Genomic DNA, 18177 nt, shown 5'->3' with positions numbered 1-18177 from the left:
TTTTGGGCATTGTATTTCTTTCCCATGTCCAATACCCGAAGCTGTGGGGCGCACAAGAAAGTGCACTCACAAGAGAATGGAGTTTCCTGCCGCTTTCAATAAAATAATTGCAACCTAGTCAGAGTAATATTTTCAGCTATTTCATGGAGTAGAAAAACAGCTATTACATCGGGACAAGTGCATAAATCCAAAAAGCCTATCCCATTAACTTGAGTGAAAGGGTTCAAACCCAACGAGGTAAAGCAAGCAAGCTCAATTCAATGTTGTTCATTACATTGTTAAAGCTGTGGTTAATTACTGTCTCTTTGCTTACTTCTCTATTTGGGAAAAAGACCTCCTTTCAAAAAACTTACATCATTTAAATTAAGGAGAAACATCATGTCTAACTTTGACATTATTCGTGCATGGAAAGATGAAGACTATCGTAATAGCTTGAGTGAAGAACAACGTTCTCAATTACCTGAAAATCCTGCTGGACAGATTCAACTCTCAGATGAGGAAATGGAAGCTGTAGCTGGCGGATATGTCGGTAAATTTAGGCTTCCTCCTGAGTTTTTTGCCGCACCTTCTACCTACTTCCTAACTGGTTGCGACGTTTTTCCTAATGGTTAATTTTTTGGCGTTGCTGATTGATGGGATAATTTTTGTCTCACGCAAAGCCGCAAAGGCGCAAAGAATCGACTTTTAGCTTTTTCCAGAAGTCTGAATTCATCCCGCAAATATGCAATGCCAATTTTTCTAGTGTAATCACACCTTTCTAATCAAGATGGGTGAGCCTTTTTGGTTCACCCTTAAACACTTACTACCTGACTTCATACATCAAGATGCTGTAATGAATAAACAATGGTTTCAAGCTCTGACATTAGATGAACGTATTGCCTTACTAAATATATTTAATTCTCAAGTATCCCAACAGCAAATTAATCGCAAAACAGCACAAGAAAGAATGCAACGCTGGCGGAAACAAAACTTATTTATGAGTGATGCTGATTGGGCGCAGCGTCTAGAATTGGATGGAGTCACTGAGTCAGAATTTCTCAACATTTTAGGTACGCCAATGGAGGCGATAGGCGATCGCGTTTCTCCTCCGGGATGGATGTCACAAATCGAACAAGTATTTACTGAATTTGCTAACTCTGATTCTCATATATTTTTGCCTCCAGAAATTCTCAAAGAAAGCACAACTGGTTTTTTGTATGCCGTCGAGCCACTTATAAAACAAGGCTTTGAGCAACTACATCAAGAATTACAGCAACTAATTCAGCGCCAATCAGAGCTAGCTTTTGATGCTGATACTGTGATGGAGATATTACTAGCAAATGTAACAAAAAAATTGTTGCAGATGCTACACAGAACAATGGTTTTGGAAATCAATGTGGCGCGACTGCAAGGATTATTAAATGGGGATACGCCACAAGAAAGATTTCAAAACTTCATTGCCAATTTAAGACAGCCTTCTCAAGCATTGGCTTTGTTGCAAGAATATCCAGTTCTCACACGCCAAATCAAAATTTGTATTGATCATTGGGTGCTATTCAGTTTAGAGTTCCTGCGCCATCTTTGCGCTGATTGGAGCGATATCTGCAAGCTGTTTAGTCCCGAAAATCAGCCAGGAGTACTGATAGAGTTACAAGGTAGTGCTGGGGATAGCCATCGGGGTGGACGTTCCGTTTTGATTGCTAAATTTAGTTCTGGATTGCAGATTGTTTATAAACCGAGAACCCTAGCTGTTGATGTGCATTTCCAAGAATTACTCACCTGGCTCAACGATCGCGGTACTCATCCACCATTTCAAACTCTCAAGATTCTACAACGTGATGATTATGGTTGGGTGGAATTCGTTAGTGCGGCTGGATGCAACACAAAAGCCGAAATTGAGCGTTTTTATGAACGTCAGGGTGGCTACTTAGCTTTACTCTACGCCTTGCAAGCAACTGATTTTCACAGTGAGAACTTAATCGCCGCAGGTGAGCATCCTATTTTAATTGACTTGGAAGCTTTGTTTCATCCTTGCTTTGAGCGAGTGGAACTTGTCAAATCAGATTTACTGGCTTACAAAAAGATGGCTTTCTCAGTTTTGAGCATTGGATTATTGCCACAGCGAATTTATGGTAATGCTGAGTATGAAGGCGTTGATTTAAGTGGTTTGGGATCTGCACAAGGTCAACTCACACCCTATCACGCTCTATATTTGGCAGGACAGGGAACTGATGAAATGTCTCTGAAACGCAAGCGGTTAGAAATGCCAGAAAACCAAAATCGACCGACTTGCAATGGTGAAGAAATTAATGTATTGGATTATACAGATTCTCTAATTACAGGATTTACTAATATATATCGATTACTTTTAAATCATCGAGACGATTTATTGGCAGAAAATGGTATTTTAGCTCGTTTTAGTCAGGATTATGTGCGGGCGATTATTCGTTCTACTTATATCTATAGTTTACTATTAACTGAAGGTTTTCATCCCGATGTTTTGCGTAATGCTTTAGATCGCGATCGCCATTTTGATCGTCTCTGGCTAGAAGTTGTCCAAAAACCCCATTTGGCTCAAGTAATTACTGCTGAACGCAATGATTTATGGCAAGGTGATATTCCCCTATTCACAACTCGTCCTAATTCACGGGATTTGTGGACTAGTTCTGGAGAGCGAATTGCCGATTTTTTTGCTGAATCAAGTATGGCTTCAGTTCAACGTCGTTTTCAGCAACTTGATGAAGCTGATTTAACACAACAACTGTGGTTTATTCGGGCTTCTCTGACTACATTGGTAACGGCAAAACAGCAAAGACAATCGCCCAGTTACTCTGTCACGGAAGTGCATCATTCTGCCAGTCGGGAGGAATTACTAGTAGCAGCACAGGCAGTAGGCGATCGCTTAGAAGCGTTAGCATTATCTAGCGAACAGGATGCTAATTGGATTGGTTTGCAGCTTACACCCCAAGAAACATGGTTGCTGACTCCACTAAATATGGATCTGTATAACGGATTATCAGGAGTAGCATTATTTCTGGCTTATCTGAGTGCTGTTACTGGCGAGGAACGCTATAGAAATTTAGCTAAATCTGCATTAAATACAATTCTCCGCCAAGTAGATAACAACCGATCTCATGTCACATCCATTGGTTTTTTTGAGGGTTGGGGAGGAATTATCTATACTCTCTCTCATATCAGTATGCTGTGGAATCAACCAACGCTGCTGAAAGAGGCACAAGAGATTGTTAAACATCTACCTGAGCTAATTGAAAAAGACGAACAATTCGATATTATTAGCGGTGCAGCTGGGTGCATAGGTGGTTTAATTGCTCTGTATCGCTGTGCGCCATGCGATCGCACATTAGCTGCTGCCATTCAATGTGGCGATCGTCTCATCGCCTGCGCGCAACCCATGCAGCAAGGTATTGCTTGGAGTACGAAGATATTAGATACAGCACCGTTAGCAGGGTTTTCTCACGGTGTAGCAGGGATAGCTTGGGCGCTGTTAGAGTTGGCATCTTTGACAGGTGAGCAGCGTTTTTACACAACTGCTTTAGCTGCTATTGAGTATGAGCGTAGCCTGTTTGTGGCGGAAGTTGGCAACTGGCTAGACTTACGCAATTTTACTGCTCAATTAATGCAAAAATATGACAGCAAACATAGCTGTATGACAGCATGGTGTCACGGTGCGCCAGGAATTGGGCTGGCTCGCTTGCGCTCTCTTCCACACCTGAGCGATCGCCAAATTCGTTCCGAAATTAACACAGCCCTGAAAACCACAATAGCTCAGGGTTTTGGCAGCAATCACTCCCTCTGTCACGGAGATTTAGGTAACCTAGAATTACTATTGCAAGCCAGTCTCACCCTCAACGATCCGCAATGGCAAACTCAAGTTGATCGCTTTGCTACCATGATTCTTGCAAGTATAAACCAACACGGATGGCTTTGTGGCGTACCTTTGGGAGTAGAGACACCAGGACTGATGACAGGACTAGCAGGCATTGGTTATGGATTGCTGCGACTAGCCGCGCCAGAGCTTGTTCCCTCAGTTTTAGTGCTGGAGCCTCCTCAGCTTAACAGCCCAGTGCAGACAAATGAAGAGTATGCGATCGCCTTTGGCGGGCGTTTCGCCATCGCACCTCATAACTGACAATGAAATACCAGCTTGTGAAACAACATAGTGAAGAAGACTGTGGTGCTGCCAGTCTTGCTTCTATTGCCAAATATTATGGTAAAACTTTCACCATTAGCCGCATTCGAGAAACTGTAGGCACTGGGCAACAAGGAACCACATTACTAGGACTGAAACGAGGCGCAGAGAGCCTTGGTTTCAACGCCAGGGCTGTGAAAGCACCTCTAGAAGCCTTCAACGAAAAGATTATACCCCTACCAGCAATTATTCATTGGAAAGGCTATCATTGGGTAATTTTATACGGCAAGCGGGGCAATAAATACGTTGTTGCTGATCCGGCTGTCGGTATCCGCTATCTAGAAAAAAAGTGGCTTCTGGAAGCATGGACAGATGGAGTCATGCTGCTCCTGGAACCAGATGCAGTCCGCTTTTCTGTTCAGGAAGATGAAAAAGAGAAAATTGGTGGTTTTGGACGCTTCCTCAAGCGTTTGTGGCCATATCGCGCTATTCTTGCTCAAACTTTATTACTCAACTCGGTTCTCGGTCTACTGTCTCTCGCTTCGCCCTTTTTGCTGCAAATCCTCACCGATGACGTGCTAGTTCGTGGAGATACCCAACTCCTCACCAGCGTTGCCATTGGGGTGATTGCTATGCGTTTAGTTAGCAGCAGCTTGCGATTAGCGCAATCAAATCTCGTGGCTCACTTTGCCCAACGTCTGCAACTCGGATTAATTTTTGAATTTGGTCGGCAAATTCTCCAGTTACCTTTAAGTTATTACGAATCTCGTCGCAGTGGTGAAATTGTTAGTCGTTTAGAAGATATTCAACAAATTAATCAGTTAATTTCTCAAGCTGTTGTTAGTCTACCTAGCCAACTATTTATCGCTCTAGTTTCTCTAGGTTTCATGCTGTTTTACAGTATCAAACTCACAGTTCTAGCAGGTGCGATCGCGCTTTTAATGACTCTCTCTACAATAGCTTTTTTGCCCACCCTCCAGCAAAAAATTCGCAGTGTTTTGGTATTATCAGCCGAAAATCAAGGGGTTTTAGTCGAAACTTTCAAAGGCGCGATTACCCTCAAAACTACTGCTGCTGCTCCCCAATTCTGGGAAGAATTTCAAGGTAGATTTAGCCGCCTGGCTAACTTTACCTTCCGCACTATTCAAATTAGTATTATCAACGGTATTTTTTCAAATTTAGTTTCCAGCATTGGTAGTATTGCTTTGCTTTGGTTCGGCAGTACTCTGGTGATTAGTCAGGAATTAACTATTGGGATGCTACTAGCATTTAATAGTATGAATGCTAACTTTACCACTTTTATTGAAACTACTATCGACTTTATTGATGAATTCACCCGTGCTAAAACTGCTACCCAACGCCTCACGGAAGTTATTGAAGCTACCCCAGAAACTTTAGATAATTACCAAAAGCCTTGGGTAAAAATTCCCACGAATGCAGATATCACCTGTAGCAACCTCAACTTCCATCATGCAGGTAGAGTTGACTTACTAGAAGATTTCTCTTTGACTATTCCTGGTGGTAAAGTTATTGCCCTCATCGGTAAATCTGGCTGCGGTAAAAGTACCCTAGCAAAATTAATTGCTGGTTTATATCAGCTTCAGTCGGGTAATATTCGCTTTGGAATTTATAATCTGGAAGACCTTTCTTTAGAATGTCTGCGACAACAAGTAGTGCTAGTTCCCCAAGAAGCGCACTTTTGGAGTCGGTCGATCATGGAAAATTTCCGTTTAGGCTCGCCTCACATTACCTTAGAGCAAATTGTCCAAGCTTGCCAAATTTCTGGGGCTGACGAGTTTATCAGCCAACTCCCCGACAAATATCAAACAGTCTTAGGGGAATTTGGGGCTAATCTTTCAGGTGGTCAAAAGCAGAGATTAGCGATCGCTCGTGCTATTGTCAATAATCCCCCAGTCTTGATTTTAGACGAATCGACTGGCGCACTTGACCCCGTCAGTGAAGCCGAAGTCTTAAACCATCTGCTAACCCATCGCCAGCATCAAACCACAATTTTAATTAGCCATCGCCCCAAAGTCATCCAACAAGCCGATTGGATTGTCATGTTAGAGCAAGGAAAACTCAAAATCCAAGGTTCTCCAGAAACCCTCAGCCATCAACCAGGCGAGCATCTAAACTTTCTCGAAAGTCGGCGGGAAAGCTCACTCTTTCAAGGGGTAGGATGAACTGTCACCCGCCGACTTTGGGCATAGGGCATAGGGCATGGGGCATTAGGTAATTGGTAATGGATATTTCTCCCCTACTTCCTCATCCCCCTCACCCAGTCAACAGTTAACAGTCAACAATCCCCATTAAAATGGTTAGCTACTTAAACCCCAACTCTCTACCCCCAGTTGAAAGCAGTGAATTTCTCCCGCCGATTGGTAATTGGGCGAGACTAGGTAGTTTAGTACTTGTTGGTGGTGTAGGAGGAGCGATCGCACTTGCTTCTGTGATTGAATATAAAGTCACGGTTAAAGGCCAAGCCAGCATTCGCCCTGCTGGAGAATTACGGCTTGTACAAGCAGCCACCGAAGGACAAATTACCAACGTTTTTGTTAAAGAAAATCAGGTGGTGAAAAAAGGAGATGTACTAGCCACTATTGATGACTCCCGCCTGCAAACGAAAAAAAGTCAACTGCAAAGCAATATTCAACAAACGCAACTGCAACTACTACAAATTGACGCTCAAATTAAGGCTTTGAATCGCCAAATCAAAGCGGAAACCGAGCGCAAAAACCGGGCGGTGACTTCGGCTCAAGCGGAACTTAATCGTGTGCAACGCAATTATCAAGAAAAGCAAATTACTGTCAAGGCGGAAGTTGCAGAAGTCCAGGCGAACTTAAACAGAGCGCAACAAGAATGGCAGCAAGCACAAATCGAATTACGTTCAGCTCGTGCTAATTTACAATCAACAGAAGCAGCGTTAAAAGCAGCTCAAACAAAACGCGATCGCTATCAAAAGGTAGTTCAAGCTGGAGCTTTATCTCTCAATCAATTAGAAGAAGTGCAGTTAGAAGTTGCTCAACAACAACAAGCTGTTGAGGTGCGACGAGCTAGTATTGAAGCGCAACAGCAAATTATTGCCCAACAAAAACAAGCTGTAGCCGCAGTGCGAGCCAAACTACAACGCGCTCAAGCAACTCTTAACCCCAGTAATGCAGAAATTGTGATCGCTCAAGAAAATATTGCCCAAGAAAGTGCAGCCGGTCAAGCTACTCTCGCCACACTCAACCGCGAATGGGAAGCACTATTCCAACAGCGAATTCAAATGCGAAATCAGCTGCAACAAGATACTAGGGAACTGCAACAAGTGGAAAACGACCTCCACCAAACCAAGATTACAGTTACCGAAGATGGGATAATCTCTGGGCTAAATTTACGCAATCCAGGCCAATCGGTGCGGATGGGCGAAGAAATTGCTCAAATTGTCCCTAGCAATGCTCCCTTAGTAATTAAAGCTGCCGTTGCACCAGAAGATGTGAGTCAGTTAGAAATAGGTCAACAGGTGCAGATGCAAGTTTCTGCCTGTCCCTATCCTGATTACGGTACTCTTAAAGGTGTCGTCAGTCACATTTCTGAAGATACCTTTAAATCCCAAAAGGGTGAGGCTTTGCCCAAGGTTAGCAATTCTTCTTTCTACGAGGTGACTATATTGCCCGATACCTTGTCCTTAGGTAGCAGCAACCATCACTGTACTATTCAGCCGGGAATGGAAGGCAGAGCTGATATTATTTCTCGACGAGAAACAGTCCTGAAATACATGCTGAGGAGAGCTAGGTTAATTACAAACTTGTGAACTTGTAAAGGATTTTTGATTAAAAAGATAATAGCTATAACTTAGTCAGTATAAGCGTTGCATAGAAAGCGGCTGTCCCTCTCCATCCCCTTGTGGGTGAAGAAGGACAGCCGCTTGGGGCATGTGGCATTGATAGTTTCTTCCCCATGCCCTAGCGCTCTTCCAGAAATTAAATTATCCAATTTACTCAGATCATATTTTTCTTTCTCCCCCTGCTCCCTGCCCCTCTACTACTTATGTGTAGCCATATTTTGAAGAATTGGTATTAGTTGGAAGTCCCCTATGCCCAAAAACTCCATCCCCTGGCGATGTTCTGAAGCTCAAGAAGTGTGGGTGGAGTTTTTCATGGGTTAGAAAAACATCTGTGCCAATAGAAGAAGTGCATAAATCAAAAAAAGCTATCCCATTAACTCTAATGTAAGGCTTAACACCCTGAACAACATAACTTCAATTAAATAACGTAGGAGAAAAATAATGTCGGTTCTACCATCCAAATTAGTAGTTGTTAGTTTGATTTCTAGTGCAACTTTATTCGGCACTTTGGCGTTTGGATCTATTGCTAAAGCAGCGCCCACAGTCAACTGTTCTATCCCCAATAATGTTCAATGTACTATTTCCAGTTCTAAAGGAATTAAATCTGTCAAAATTCAGACTCAAGGCCCTGGTGGGCCAGTCTATATAGTCAACGAAAGCTATCAAAATTGCCCACGTTCGGTGAATGTCCATTGGGATTCTGCCTATCAGGCTTCAAACACCGATATTGTCGAATGTCAAAGTGTTTCTGGCGGTGGCCCTGGCCGGACTGGAAAACCGGGCGGTATCAAAACTCATTAAGCTCGACTAAAGTTGCTAGTTACTGAAGTGTCAATCAATTTTGAATTTTAGATTTATTACCCGAAGAAATTCGGGTGCTTATCACTTTTTTAAATTTTGGATTTTGGATTGAAAATTCAAAATCCAAAATTTAAAATCTAAAATTCGTTCAATGACTTCCAGTCGTGGTTAATCCAGAACGATATTCACAGTCTAATTGCAATTCTATCTGCGGATATTTTCTGCTTCGAGCTATCTAGATAATTTCAGCAGATTACACAAAAATTATCTCAAACATGGAGTATAAATATGTCAACTAAATTTTCAATTATTACAGCGTCCATCGCCGCAATACTCGTGTTAAATCATAGTGCGATCGCTAATGCCGCCGAAGCTTACAAAACCACTAAAGGTGAAGTCGTAATCACAGGGTTAACTCCTACCAAACGATACCAAATCAGATATATTAATGAGCAAGGAAAACCAGGATCGCGCCAAGATAAATCAGTCAATAGCTGTGGCGAAATTATAATCGATAAAGCTGCTAATTATCAAACGCTGATTGTCGGGCCAGAAAATATCGCTCCATCTAGCTTAGAAACTAAATCACACGAAAGATGTCAGCCGAAACCAGGAAACTTCAAAAAAAGACAACCTCAGGGTGTCGAACCAGCAAATTTTCCAGGGTCGAATTAATTTCCTGTTGAGCAATTATGTAGTCTGCTTGAGCCTACATCCATTACCCTCAAGCAGTAATTGAAACTTACAGCAAATGCACTATTATCGCGCTATTTTAAAGCAGGTTGGTATTGTGTTGATCGCGATGGGAATGCTCGATCTGATGTATATGGTTTATCGTGTATTCACGGTTGGAAGCAATGCATCAGATCAGAGTTATTCATCCCCTGGTATCTTAATTGTAGTGGCAGGTGTTTATCTCATCAGGGGTAGCTTGCGTACTGCTAATATCGTCAGATGGATCGCTGCATTCGGGATTGCTAGTGGGCTTGGCTCCATCTTGATGCGGTCTTTTTCAACCCCAATCGCACTCTTGACGCTGGAATTTCGCCTCGAACCTAGTGGGTTTTCGATGTGGTATCTCTCTAGAATTGTGGAGACTGCCGTTGCCTATTGGATTTACAGGCAACTGAGTGCTGCACCTGTGATGTCTGTGAGCCGTAACTCCAGTCTTGCTGTCTCTATCCCGAAACAAGCATTCTTTCTTGGGGCAGGATTAACTGTATTAATGCCTATTCTCTTATACATTACAGGAGATGGTTTACTGGGAAGGAAAGCAGTGACTCTAGCCCGTGCAAAATACGGAACAAGCTACAACTATCATGTTACAGCCCTGCGTTGGTCGAGCAAAAATGTATCAGCAAACATCACTGCGTACAACGACAAGGAGATAAAAACCGTTCGAGTAGAATTGAAGTAGGGGAAGAGGAGCGCACGCCATGACAATTACGATCGCAATCCCAAATAAAGATGATATAGATATCCTCAAAAATATCGATCCAGATGTGTTTGACGATGCGATCAATCTACCACGCGCTATCGAATTTCTCGCCGATCCCCGCCATCATTTAGTAGTCGCAATCGATAATAACTTAGTCATTGGGTTTGTCTGTGCTGTTCATTACCTCCATCCTGACAAACCCCTCCCCGAACTATGGATTAACGAAATTGGTGTCGCTGCAATTCATCAACGGCAAGGTATTGGCAAACGGTTGATGAATAGGGTGTTGGAGTTGGGGCGGGAATTGGGCTGTGAGGTAGCATGGGTATTAACCGAACGAGATAATACCGCAGCAATGAGCTTATATGCGAGTGTGGGCAATCCTCAAGCACCAAGCGATCATGTAATGTTCTCATTCGATCTGGAGTAGATAATATGCGAGAAATAACCTACTACGTCGCTTGTAGCGTTGATGGCTTTATCGCGCACACAGACGGCTCACACGATGGATTTTCCCAAGATAACGAATATTTTGCCGATTTATTTGCTACTTTTCCCGAAACGGTGCCATCTCACCTCCGCGATGCAATGGGCATCCACGCTGAAAATAAATGGTTTGATGTTGTTTTGATGGGGCGAAAAACTTACGATATCGGTTTGAAAGATGGTATCGCCAGTCCCTATTCGCACATGAAACAGTATCTTTTTTCCCGCAGTATTAAAGTAAGTCCAGATCCCAATGTCGAACTTGTTACTGAAGATGCGATCGAGTTAGTTACGGGTTTGAAAGGTGAATCTGGTAAAGGTATTTGGCTCTGTGGTGGTGCTGATTTAGCCACAACACTGTTTACTAATCAGTTAATTGATCGACTCATTCTTAAAGTAAACCCATTTTTGATGGGTGCGGGTATTCCACTTTTTGCTGGAGCGATCGAGCAAACCGCTTTAGGACTTACCAATCGCAAGATATATGACAATGGAGTTTTGCTACTTGACTACAGAGTGCCTTCAACAGAGATAGGGTAGGGGTAGTTTCAATCTGTATTAGCAACCTTAGGATTCTGGTTTTTATTTTGGTATAGTGCAGTTATTCCCGTAACATTGATAGGTACGATGCCTAATCAGATGGCTCCACTATTTGTAGGAATGCCTATACTGGTGCTGATTATCTTTTATGTAGCTTTTTGGTTAGAAGCAAATCGCAGTCGGACTGAATTGTCCCAAATTATTCAGGGACAATTATAGTTTAATTGATGACTAAAGTCGGAATATCCCACAATTTGTATATCTTCTAAAATAGGTTTTTATTATCTTAGGTTTCTCGTCATTTTCACCTTTATTACTATCATGAATATTTTTGGAAAGTTTAGAATTTGTAAGCCTAGTTCCTATACTTTGCTCATTCATCAAAATGCAGGATTAGCTTTTTGGCTATTTTTTATACACTATTTTGGGGTCGTTATTTTCATCAATTCAGTCTTGGGAGTTATGATTTGGGAAGCCAATTTACCTCGAACCCTTACCTGCTGGCGACAGCAACAAACTACGACCTGTAATTATCTAGTTCCTGGCAGAATAAATGGCAAGACAATTCAAATTACAGATGTCAAAAAGGCGATATCCTCCCAGAGTGTGAACCAAGAAAATATTGTCCTTACTAGTTCACAACCTTGGGTTGTCCTAGAATCAACATCTAATAATATTGAAAATGTTAAATCCATTAATCAAGGTTTAGGACGATTAAACAGTGGTGATCAAACATGGGAGATGAATCTGTATGCATCTGCAAATCTGAGTAAATTTCTGATATTTTTCCTTCTACCTTCTGGGTTATTGCTGTTTATCTTAGGTCTGATAATAATTTTTCATCAAGGATACAACACCTTAGAAATAGATGCTAATGCTAATACAGTCACCACGATCAAGCTGAGACGATTTCGTTCGCAATTATCCCTCTTCACTCAACTGATTGCAGCCGATACTCAGATTGTAGGGCATTTAGGAATACTTTCCGAAAAATTTGGAATTTATGGTGGCGATGCTAAAAATCGACGCAGAAATTACCAAAATATCCGCCTGCTATTTGCGAACCGCCGACCGTTTATATTTCATCAACAGAAATTTTCTCAAGATGGCAGCCAGGAAGTAGTAACTGCAATTAACTCGTTTATTTCTGAACACAAAACATAGATGTTTTCATAAATATTTTTTTCATGATGGTTTCGTTAGTTCTACAATTTTATGAATTGCCTTTTGTGCATATATACTAACCTCTCTATCGGGATCATCTAGTGCTTGTTGTAGGGCATTGATAGCTTCAGTTTTACCCAAGTTACCCAGAGCGATCGCAGCTTCTTTTCTCACATCTGAATATTCATCTGTTAGGGCTTCAATTAGTGCAGGTAAAGACTGTGCATCAGGTATTTTCTGCAATACTTGAATAGCAAATTTTCTCACCTGCCAATGTACATCTTTTAAGGCAATTAATACAGTCGGAATAATTTTAGCATCCCCATGAAGGGCTAGAGATTTGGCAGCATTGCGGCGTACTTGCCAATCGGTATCATTAGTTAATGCATTACCAAGTAAATCTACTATCTCTGCATCTGCCAAATGCCCCAACGTCAGTGCCGCTGCACGACGCACATTTTCATCGCGATCGCCCATTAAAGATAAGGCAGGGGGGCATATCTGCACTTGATTGAGATAGCTAAGAGTAGTCACAGCCGCTTCTCGTAGTTGGGGATGTTCTGAATTCAAGAAGGCTAGCACCGCCGGGAGCGACTGAGCATCATGTATCTTTCGCAACAGAATTAACACGTTCAGTTGCAGGTTAATATCCGGTTGTTGTAAAGCATCTAGCAACAACAGCAAATCTTCTGAAGATACCAACTCACCCAAAGCTGACAGCGCCTCGCTGCGAATTTCTGCATCTGCTGAAGCTAGACAAGGTATTAAGGCGGGGACAGCCACAGGATTAGCAATTTCCCAGAGTGCGGTGACAGCAATTTTTTGCACGGTGGTGCTTTCATCTTGCAAAGCGATAATTAGCGCATCAATCGCCGCCTCATCCCCCAAGTGTTGCAGGGTTTTTACCGCCACTAAGCGATCGCTGACATCAGGCGATCGCAACATTTCCAACCATTCATTTAATTCAGAATCTATATTTGTTGACATTGAAGAAATAATTATTAAGTAGAGTATTTACCATTAATTTCTACATAACCTTCTGAAAGGTCACAACCCCAAACTGTTGCAATAGCTTCGCCAATATTCAAGCTTACATGAATATTTACTTTATCTTGGGACATTACTTGTCGTAATGCTTCCAAATTATCCTCATTTAAAGTATTTGGATAAACTTGAATATCATCAAACCTAATTACAACATTTTCTGGATTTATTGTCAGTTCATCTTCACATTTACCTATAGCCATTGCTACTCTACCCCAATTTGGATCTGCACCATAAACAGCAGTTTTCAGCAAAGGGGAATTGACGATTGCTTTCGCAACTTTTTTAGCTTGTGAATAATTGAAAGCTGAATCTACATTTACCTCAATTACCTTAGTAGCGCCTTCGCCGTCTCGCGCTATTTTCAAAACTAATTCATGAGCTATTTCTTGCAGTGCAATAGTAAATTCTGACTCGGAAACTGCACCTGCCAAACCATTAGCTAAAATGATGGCAGTATCACTAGTAGAAGTATCTGTATCAATACTTAAACAATTAAATGTTTTATCTACTGTAGAACGAAAAACTGAACGCAACACATCAGCATAAATCGCTGCATCTGTAAAAAAGAAAGCTAGCATTGTCGCCATATTCGGCTCAATCATCCCTACGCCTTTGGCAATTCCTACAAGTTTGGCATTTCCAACTTGTCGCGCTGCTAGCTTTGGTACAGTATCGGTTGTCATAATACCGCGTGCTGCTAAATTAAAATCAGCCACAGTTAATTTCTTGCCAATTCCTAACAATCCAGAGCGAATTTTTTCTATAGGGTAACGTCTACCAATTACGCCTGTAGAAGCTATGACAATATTATCTGGAGAAATGCCAGTTTCAGTGGCGACAATTTGAATAACTTCTGCTGCATCAGCCGTACCAATAACACCATTGGCTACATTGGCATTTTTAGAAATCACAACAATTCCCTGTGCTTGATTATCTTTTAAGTTGCGGCGGCTAATAGTTACACTTGGCCCAGCAAAAAGACTTTGTGTAAATACTCCATCAGCAATACAGGGAACATCAGATTTAATCAATACAAAATCATCGGTGGAGTCTTTGATACCTAAGTTAGTAATAAAAGTCTGAAATCCTTGCGGAGTTAAAGATGGAGTTAAGGACATTTTTAATATAAAACTCCTATAATTGCATAATTTGATTATAGTTGAAGTTGAGTGAAGCACTAATCATACTGAAGGGTAGGCATTACTATTAACAATTGGGCATAATGTCCCAATTTTTTTTGAAACTATCTTCTTACCTTAACAAGAAAGGAATTTGCACCTTAATGGCATTTGTTGGACATTCCCTTTCGCAAGGAAGACAAAACCAGCATTCGTCATATTTCATATATGCTTTGCCAGTCTCCGGATTTTTGGCTAGTACATCCAACGGACAAACTTCAATACAAACCCGACATTTTTCTAAACATTTAGACTCATCCACAATCACGGGAACATCTACTCTTTGATTAATTAAAGCCATCTGGTACCTCTGTAATTGTTAGTATCTTATTCCTATCAGCAATGCCCACCCTACAGAACGATTAATATTTCTCGAAAATTTAGTATGATATTTTTAGTTGACAATCGTTGCTTTAAAAAAACGATAACCAGCATCAATTGCTGTTATCTGGCGAATATCTCCATATTTTGCATCCCATTTACCACTACTTAAATCTGCTGCAAGAGATTTAACACCAGATGCAATTAAATCAGGATTACCTAAAGCAAAAGAAGATATTCCAGCGCGCACTTCTGGCTGAAGATATAGTTCAGGTCTTTTCCAAGCAGCTGCAGCAAATAAATCAGATAAATCGTCAGGTAACATCAAAGGTATGACTTCAATTTTCCTTTGAGTATTCTGCTCAATTAAACTGGTAATTTCATGTAGTGGTAGAAATTTTAATGCATCTTCCCACATCCAAGGAAAATAATCATACAACCATATCCTTTGAGCAAATCTAATATCAAAACTTAGCAAGATAATTGGCCCATCCTGAATAATCCGGTGCATTTCTCGGAAGGCTTTATCTAAATCCGAAAAATGATGAATTGTCAAAATACTGATTACTCCATCAACAGATTTATCGGCTAAAGGTAAAGCTTCTGCATAGCCATTAAACCATTGCACCTGTGGATGTGCTGATGCTTGTTGACGCATTATCGATGATGGTTCAACCGCATAAACAGAAAATCCTCGATTAGCTAGCGCTTGTGAGTAACCACCAGTCCCCGCGCCAATATCAGCAATCAGACTACCTGTTGGTAGATTGAGTAAGTCGATTATCTTTTCGACAATACGATAGTCAGGGATGCGAGTTGTTGTATATTGTTGACCAATGGAATCATAAAGAGGCATTAGCACACTGATTTTTTTGAGGTTAATTAACTTAGGTAATCTGGCAAATTGGCAACAAAATTGTTACGTCATTACGATAATTTAGGTTTCAAAGCTTATATTCTATATACATAAAAATCGCGGCGTATTTTTCTTATATCTAGCCTAAACTACTCTGAAGTAATTTTCTTATAAAATGTCATCGACTGTTTAGTATTCGCATAGCCAATTTTTTCATAAAAAATGTGCGCCTCTTTACGCTTAATATTAGAACGGAGAATAATTCCTTCACATCCAACTAAATCAGCCCACTCCTCAATATATTGCATTAATTTACGTCCAATTCCGGCATAACGATAATCTGCATCCACAACTAAACCAAAAAGTAATGCTTGATTTGGCATAATTATCAAATCACAAGTATGAGCTTGTGCCCAACCTACCACATAATCATTTGCTAAAGTAGCAACATAAACAACGTGACTTTTATTATCTTGAATTTTCACAAGGCGTTGCTCGATTTGCTGCGGCGTAGTGGAATATCCTAACTGCTCACAAAGAATTGCAATTCGCTCTACATCTTTATCTTTAGCCAATCTAATTTGGATTGTATCTTCAGTCATTAGTAGTAAGTTTTGTATCTGGGTAAATCAGCATTTATCGTCTGTAAATTATTCATGATTTCACAGCCACATCATAAACCTCTCTACCCAAATCCACATCCACAATATAAGGTTCAACAGCACGCTTAAATAACACCATTTCCCCTACTCCATTTTTCTTCAAATTCACATGACAAAACCACTCTTGATTATTCTTCTCAGGAAAATCTAAGTGATAGTGATAAAGTCCCCAGCGACTTTCGCGACGATATATTGATGCTCTTGCAGCCATCTCCGCACAATCTCTAATAAAATGCACCTCCATACAGCGCATCAGTTCATGGGGATCGTGCGCTCCCATTTGCGCCAAAGCATCATGATAACGCACAAAACTATTCAGCCCAATCTCCATTTTGTAATTAGATTTTGGCGGTTGTAAATAATCATTAACTATTCGCCGTAACTTATATTCAACCTGAGTATGGGGAATACCATTTGGCTGATTTAATGGTGCATAAATTCTCACTTTTTCTGCATCTAAAAATTCAGTATCAGGTTCTAAATGCTCTAAATCTTTGATGTAATCAATTGCATAAGTTCCTGCCAAACGACCATATACAAATGCCCCAATCATATAGTTATGAGGAACGCTTGCCATATCTCCAGCTGCATACAATCCTGGTACTGTGGTTTCAGCTTTTTCATTCACCCACACACCAGAAGCACTATGTCCGCTACATAAGCCAATTTCCGAGATATTCATCTCAATTCCATGAGTGCGGTAGTTCTCGCCTCTACCTTCGTGAAACCTTCCCCGGCTTGGTCTTTCATTTGACCATAAAATAGACTCAATTTCAGAAATTGTGTCTTCATCTAAATGAGTCATTTTCAATTGAATTGGCCCTTTACCAGAGTTCAATTCTTTCCAAATTTCTAACATCATTTGCCCGCTCCAATAATCACAATTAATGAAGCGGTGTCCTTCAGCGTTAGCAGTATATGCACCAAAAGGCCCGGCAACATAAGCGCAAGCTGGGCCGTTGTAGTCTTTAATTAAAGGATTAATTTGGAAGCATTCAATATTACTCAACTCTGCGCCTGCATGGTAAGCCATTGAGTAACCATCACCAGCATTCGTGGGGTTTTCATAAGTTCCGTAGAGGTAGCCTGATGCTGGTAATCCCAACCTTCCGCAAGCGCCAGTGCAAAGAATGACAGCTTTAGCTTGGATGACAACAAAATCGCCACCACGCACATCAAACCCAACCGCACCGATCGCTCTTCCTTCTCTTACCAAAACCCTCGTCGCCATGACGCGGTTAGTAACATTAACTTTATGGCGCTTTACCTGTCGGGTAAGAATCGTTTTTAAATCTTTACCTTCAGGCATTGGCAATACATATTTACCTACCCGATGCACTTGCTTCACATCGTAATTGCCTTGGGGGTCTTTTTGGAACTTCACACCCCAACTTTCTAGTTCTTGAATAGTTTCATAGCCTAGCAAGGCGGTTTGATAGACAGCTTTTTGATGGAGAATCCCATCATTAGCAATTGTGACTTCGCGGACATACTGTTCTGGCGTTGAGTATCCAGGGATGACGGCTGTATTTACGCCATCCATTCCCATTGCGATCGCACCACTCCGACGAATATTAGCCTTCTCCAAAATCAACACATCCGCCGCCGGATTAGCCTGTTTCGCCTTAATTCCCGCCATCGTCCCCGCCGTACCACCGCCAATCACTAGTACATCGGTTTTTATCAATTGCGTAGTTATTTCCATATAATCACCCGAGTTAAATAT

At 41.3% G+C, this 18177-nt stretch carries 16 protein-coding genes; 10 read left to right on the top strand and 6 right to left on the bottom strand.

Annotated elements, in window-relative coordinates:
• Positions 1–378 precede the first annotated feature (378 nt).
• The 10 genes from HG267_RS32725 (at position 379) to HG267_RS32680 (ending at position 12387) form a co-directional block, all read left to right on the top strand.
• Positions 379–612, top strand: coding sequence for a mersacidin/lichenicidin family type 2 lantibiotic (locus HG267_RS32725; protein ID WP_081584166.1), 234 nt, complete (start codon positions 379–381; stop codon positions 610–612).
• A 220-nt stretch (positions 613–832) separates the two neighbouring features.
• Positions 833–4129, top strand: a complete 3297-nt coding sequence (locus tag HG267_RS32720; RefSeq protein ID WP_045874596.1) for a type 2 lanthipeptide synthetase LanM family protein — start codon at positions 833–835, stop codon at positions 4127–4129.
• Between the two features lie 2 nt (positions 4130–4131).
• Complete coding sequence (locus HG267_RS32715) at positions 4132–6312, top strand: peptidase domain-containing ABC transporter (protein WP_045874556.1); 2181 nt, start codon at positions 4132–4134, stop codon at positions 6310–6312.
• A 131-nt stretch (positions 6313–6443) separates the two neighbouring features.
• Entirely contained in the window at positions 6444–7925 is a 1482-nt protein-coding gene (locus HG267_RS32710) for a biotin/lipoyl-binding protein (RefSeq protein ID WP_096621745.1), read from the top strand.
• A 474-nt stretch (positions 7926–8399) separates the two neighbouring features.
• On the top strand, positions 8400–8759 hold the full coding sequence (locus tag HG267_RS32705) for a hypothetical protein (protein ID WP_045874555.1): 360 nt from the start codon (positions 8400–8402) through the stop codon (positions 8757–8759).
• A 288-nt stretch (positions 8760–9047) separates the two neighbouring features.
• The gene (locus HG267_RS32700) at positions 9048–9434 is read left to right on the top strand and encodes a hypothetical protein (protein WP_045874554.1); all 387 of its coding nucleotides are present in this window, start codon (positions 9048–9050) and stop codon (positions 9432–9434) included.
• A gap of 76 nt (positions 9435–9510) precedes the next feature.
• Positions 9511–10176, top strand: coding sequence for a hypothetical protein (locus HG267_RS32695; RefSeq protein WP_045874553.1), 666 nt, complete (start codon positions 9511–9513; stop codon positions 10174–10176).
• Positions 10177–10195: 19 nt separating this feature from the next.
• On the top strand, positions 10196–10627 hold the full coding sequence (locus HG267_RS32690; RefSeq protein ID WP_045874552.1) for a GNAT family N-acetyltransferase: 432 nt from the start codon (positions 10196–10198) through the stop codon (positions 10625–10627).
• Positions 10628–10632: 5 nt separating this feature from the next.
• A complete protein-coding gene (locus HG267_RS32685; protein ID WP_045874551.1) occupies positions 10633–11223 on the top strand; it encodes a dihydrofolate reductase family protein in 591 nt (196 codons plus the stop codon).
• 462 nt (positions 11224–11685) lie between these two features.
• The gene (locus tag HG267_RS32680) at positions 11686–12387 is read left to right on the top strand and encodes a hypothetical protein (RefSeq protein WP_228045342.1); all 702 of its coding nucleotides are present in this window, start codon (positions 11686–11688) and stop codon (positions 12385–12387) included.
• Positions 12388–12408: 21 nt separating this feature from the next.
• Here HG267_RS32680 and HG267_RS32675 read toward each other — a convergent pair whose 3' ends face one another.
• The 6 genes from HG267_RS32675 to HG267_RS32650 all read right to left on the bottom strand — a co-directional run bounded on the left by HG267_RS32675 (position 12409) and on the right by HG267_RS32650 (position 18156).
• Positions 12409–13374, bottom strand: a complete 966-nt coding sequence (locus HG267_RS32675) for a HEAT repeat domain-containing protein (RefSeq protein ID WP_045874549.1) — start codon at positions 13372–13374, stop codon at positions 12409–12411.
• Between the two features lie 14 nt (positions 13375–13388).
• Complete coding sequence (gene argJ, locus HG267_RS32670) at positions 13389–14552, bottom strand: bifunctional glutamate N-acetyltransferase/amino-acid acetyltransferase ArgJ (protein ID WP_045874548.1); 1164 nt, start codon at positions 14550–14552, stop codon at positions 13389–13391.
• 133 nt (positions 14553–14685) lie between these two features.
• A complete protein-coding gene (locus tag HG267_RS32665; protein WP_071989493.1) occupies positions 14686–14913 on the bottom strand; it encodes a ferredoxin family protein in 228 nt (75 codons plus the stop codon).
• 93 nt (positions 14914–15006) lie between these two features.
• On the bottom strand, positions 15007–15789 hold the full coding sequence (locus HG267_RS32660; RefSeq protein ID WP_045874547.1) for a class I SAM-dependent methyltransferase: 783 nt from the start codon (positions 15787–15789) through the stop codon (positions 15007–15009).
• 149 nt (positions 15790–15938) lie between these two features.
• On the bottom strand, positions 15939–16391 hold the full coding sequence (locus HG267_RS32655) for a GNAT family N-acetyltransferase (RefSeq protein WP_045874546.1): 453 nt from the start codon (positions 16389–16391) through the stop codon (positions 15939–15941).
• A 52-nt stretch (positions 16392–16443) separates the two neighbouring features.
• Positions 16444–18156 carry a fumarate reductase/succinate dehydrogenase flavoprotein subunit gene (locus HG267_RS32650; protein WP_071989492.1) on the bottom strand — a complete coding sequence of 571 codons (1713 nt, stop codon included), beginning with the start codon at positions 18154–18156 and terminating at the stop codon, positions 16444–16446.
• Positions 18157–18177: the final 21 nt, after the last annotated feature.

The organism is Tolypothrix sp. PCC 7601 (assembly GCF_025677855.1).
Classification (GTDB): Bacteria; Cyanobacteriota; Cyanobacteriia; order Cyanobacteriales; family Nostocaceae; genus Aulosira; species Aulosira diplosiphon.
Note: the sequence above shows the minus strand (reverse complement) of the source record. Positions and strands in the feature narration are given on the sequence as shown.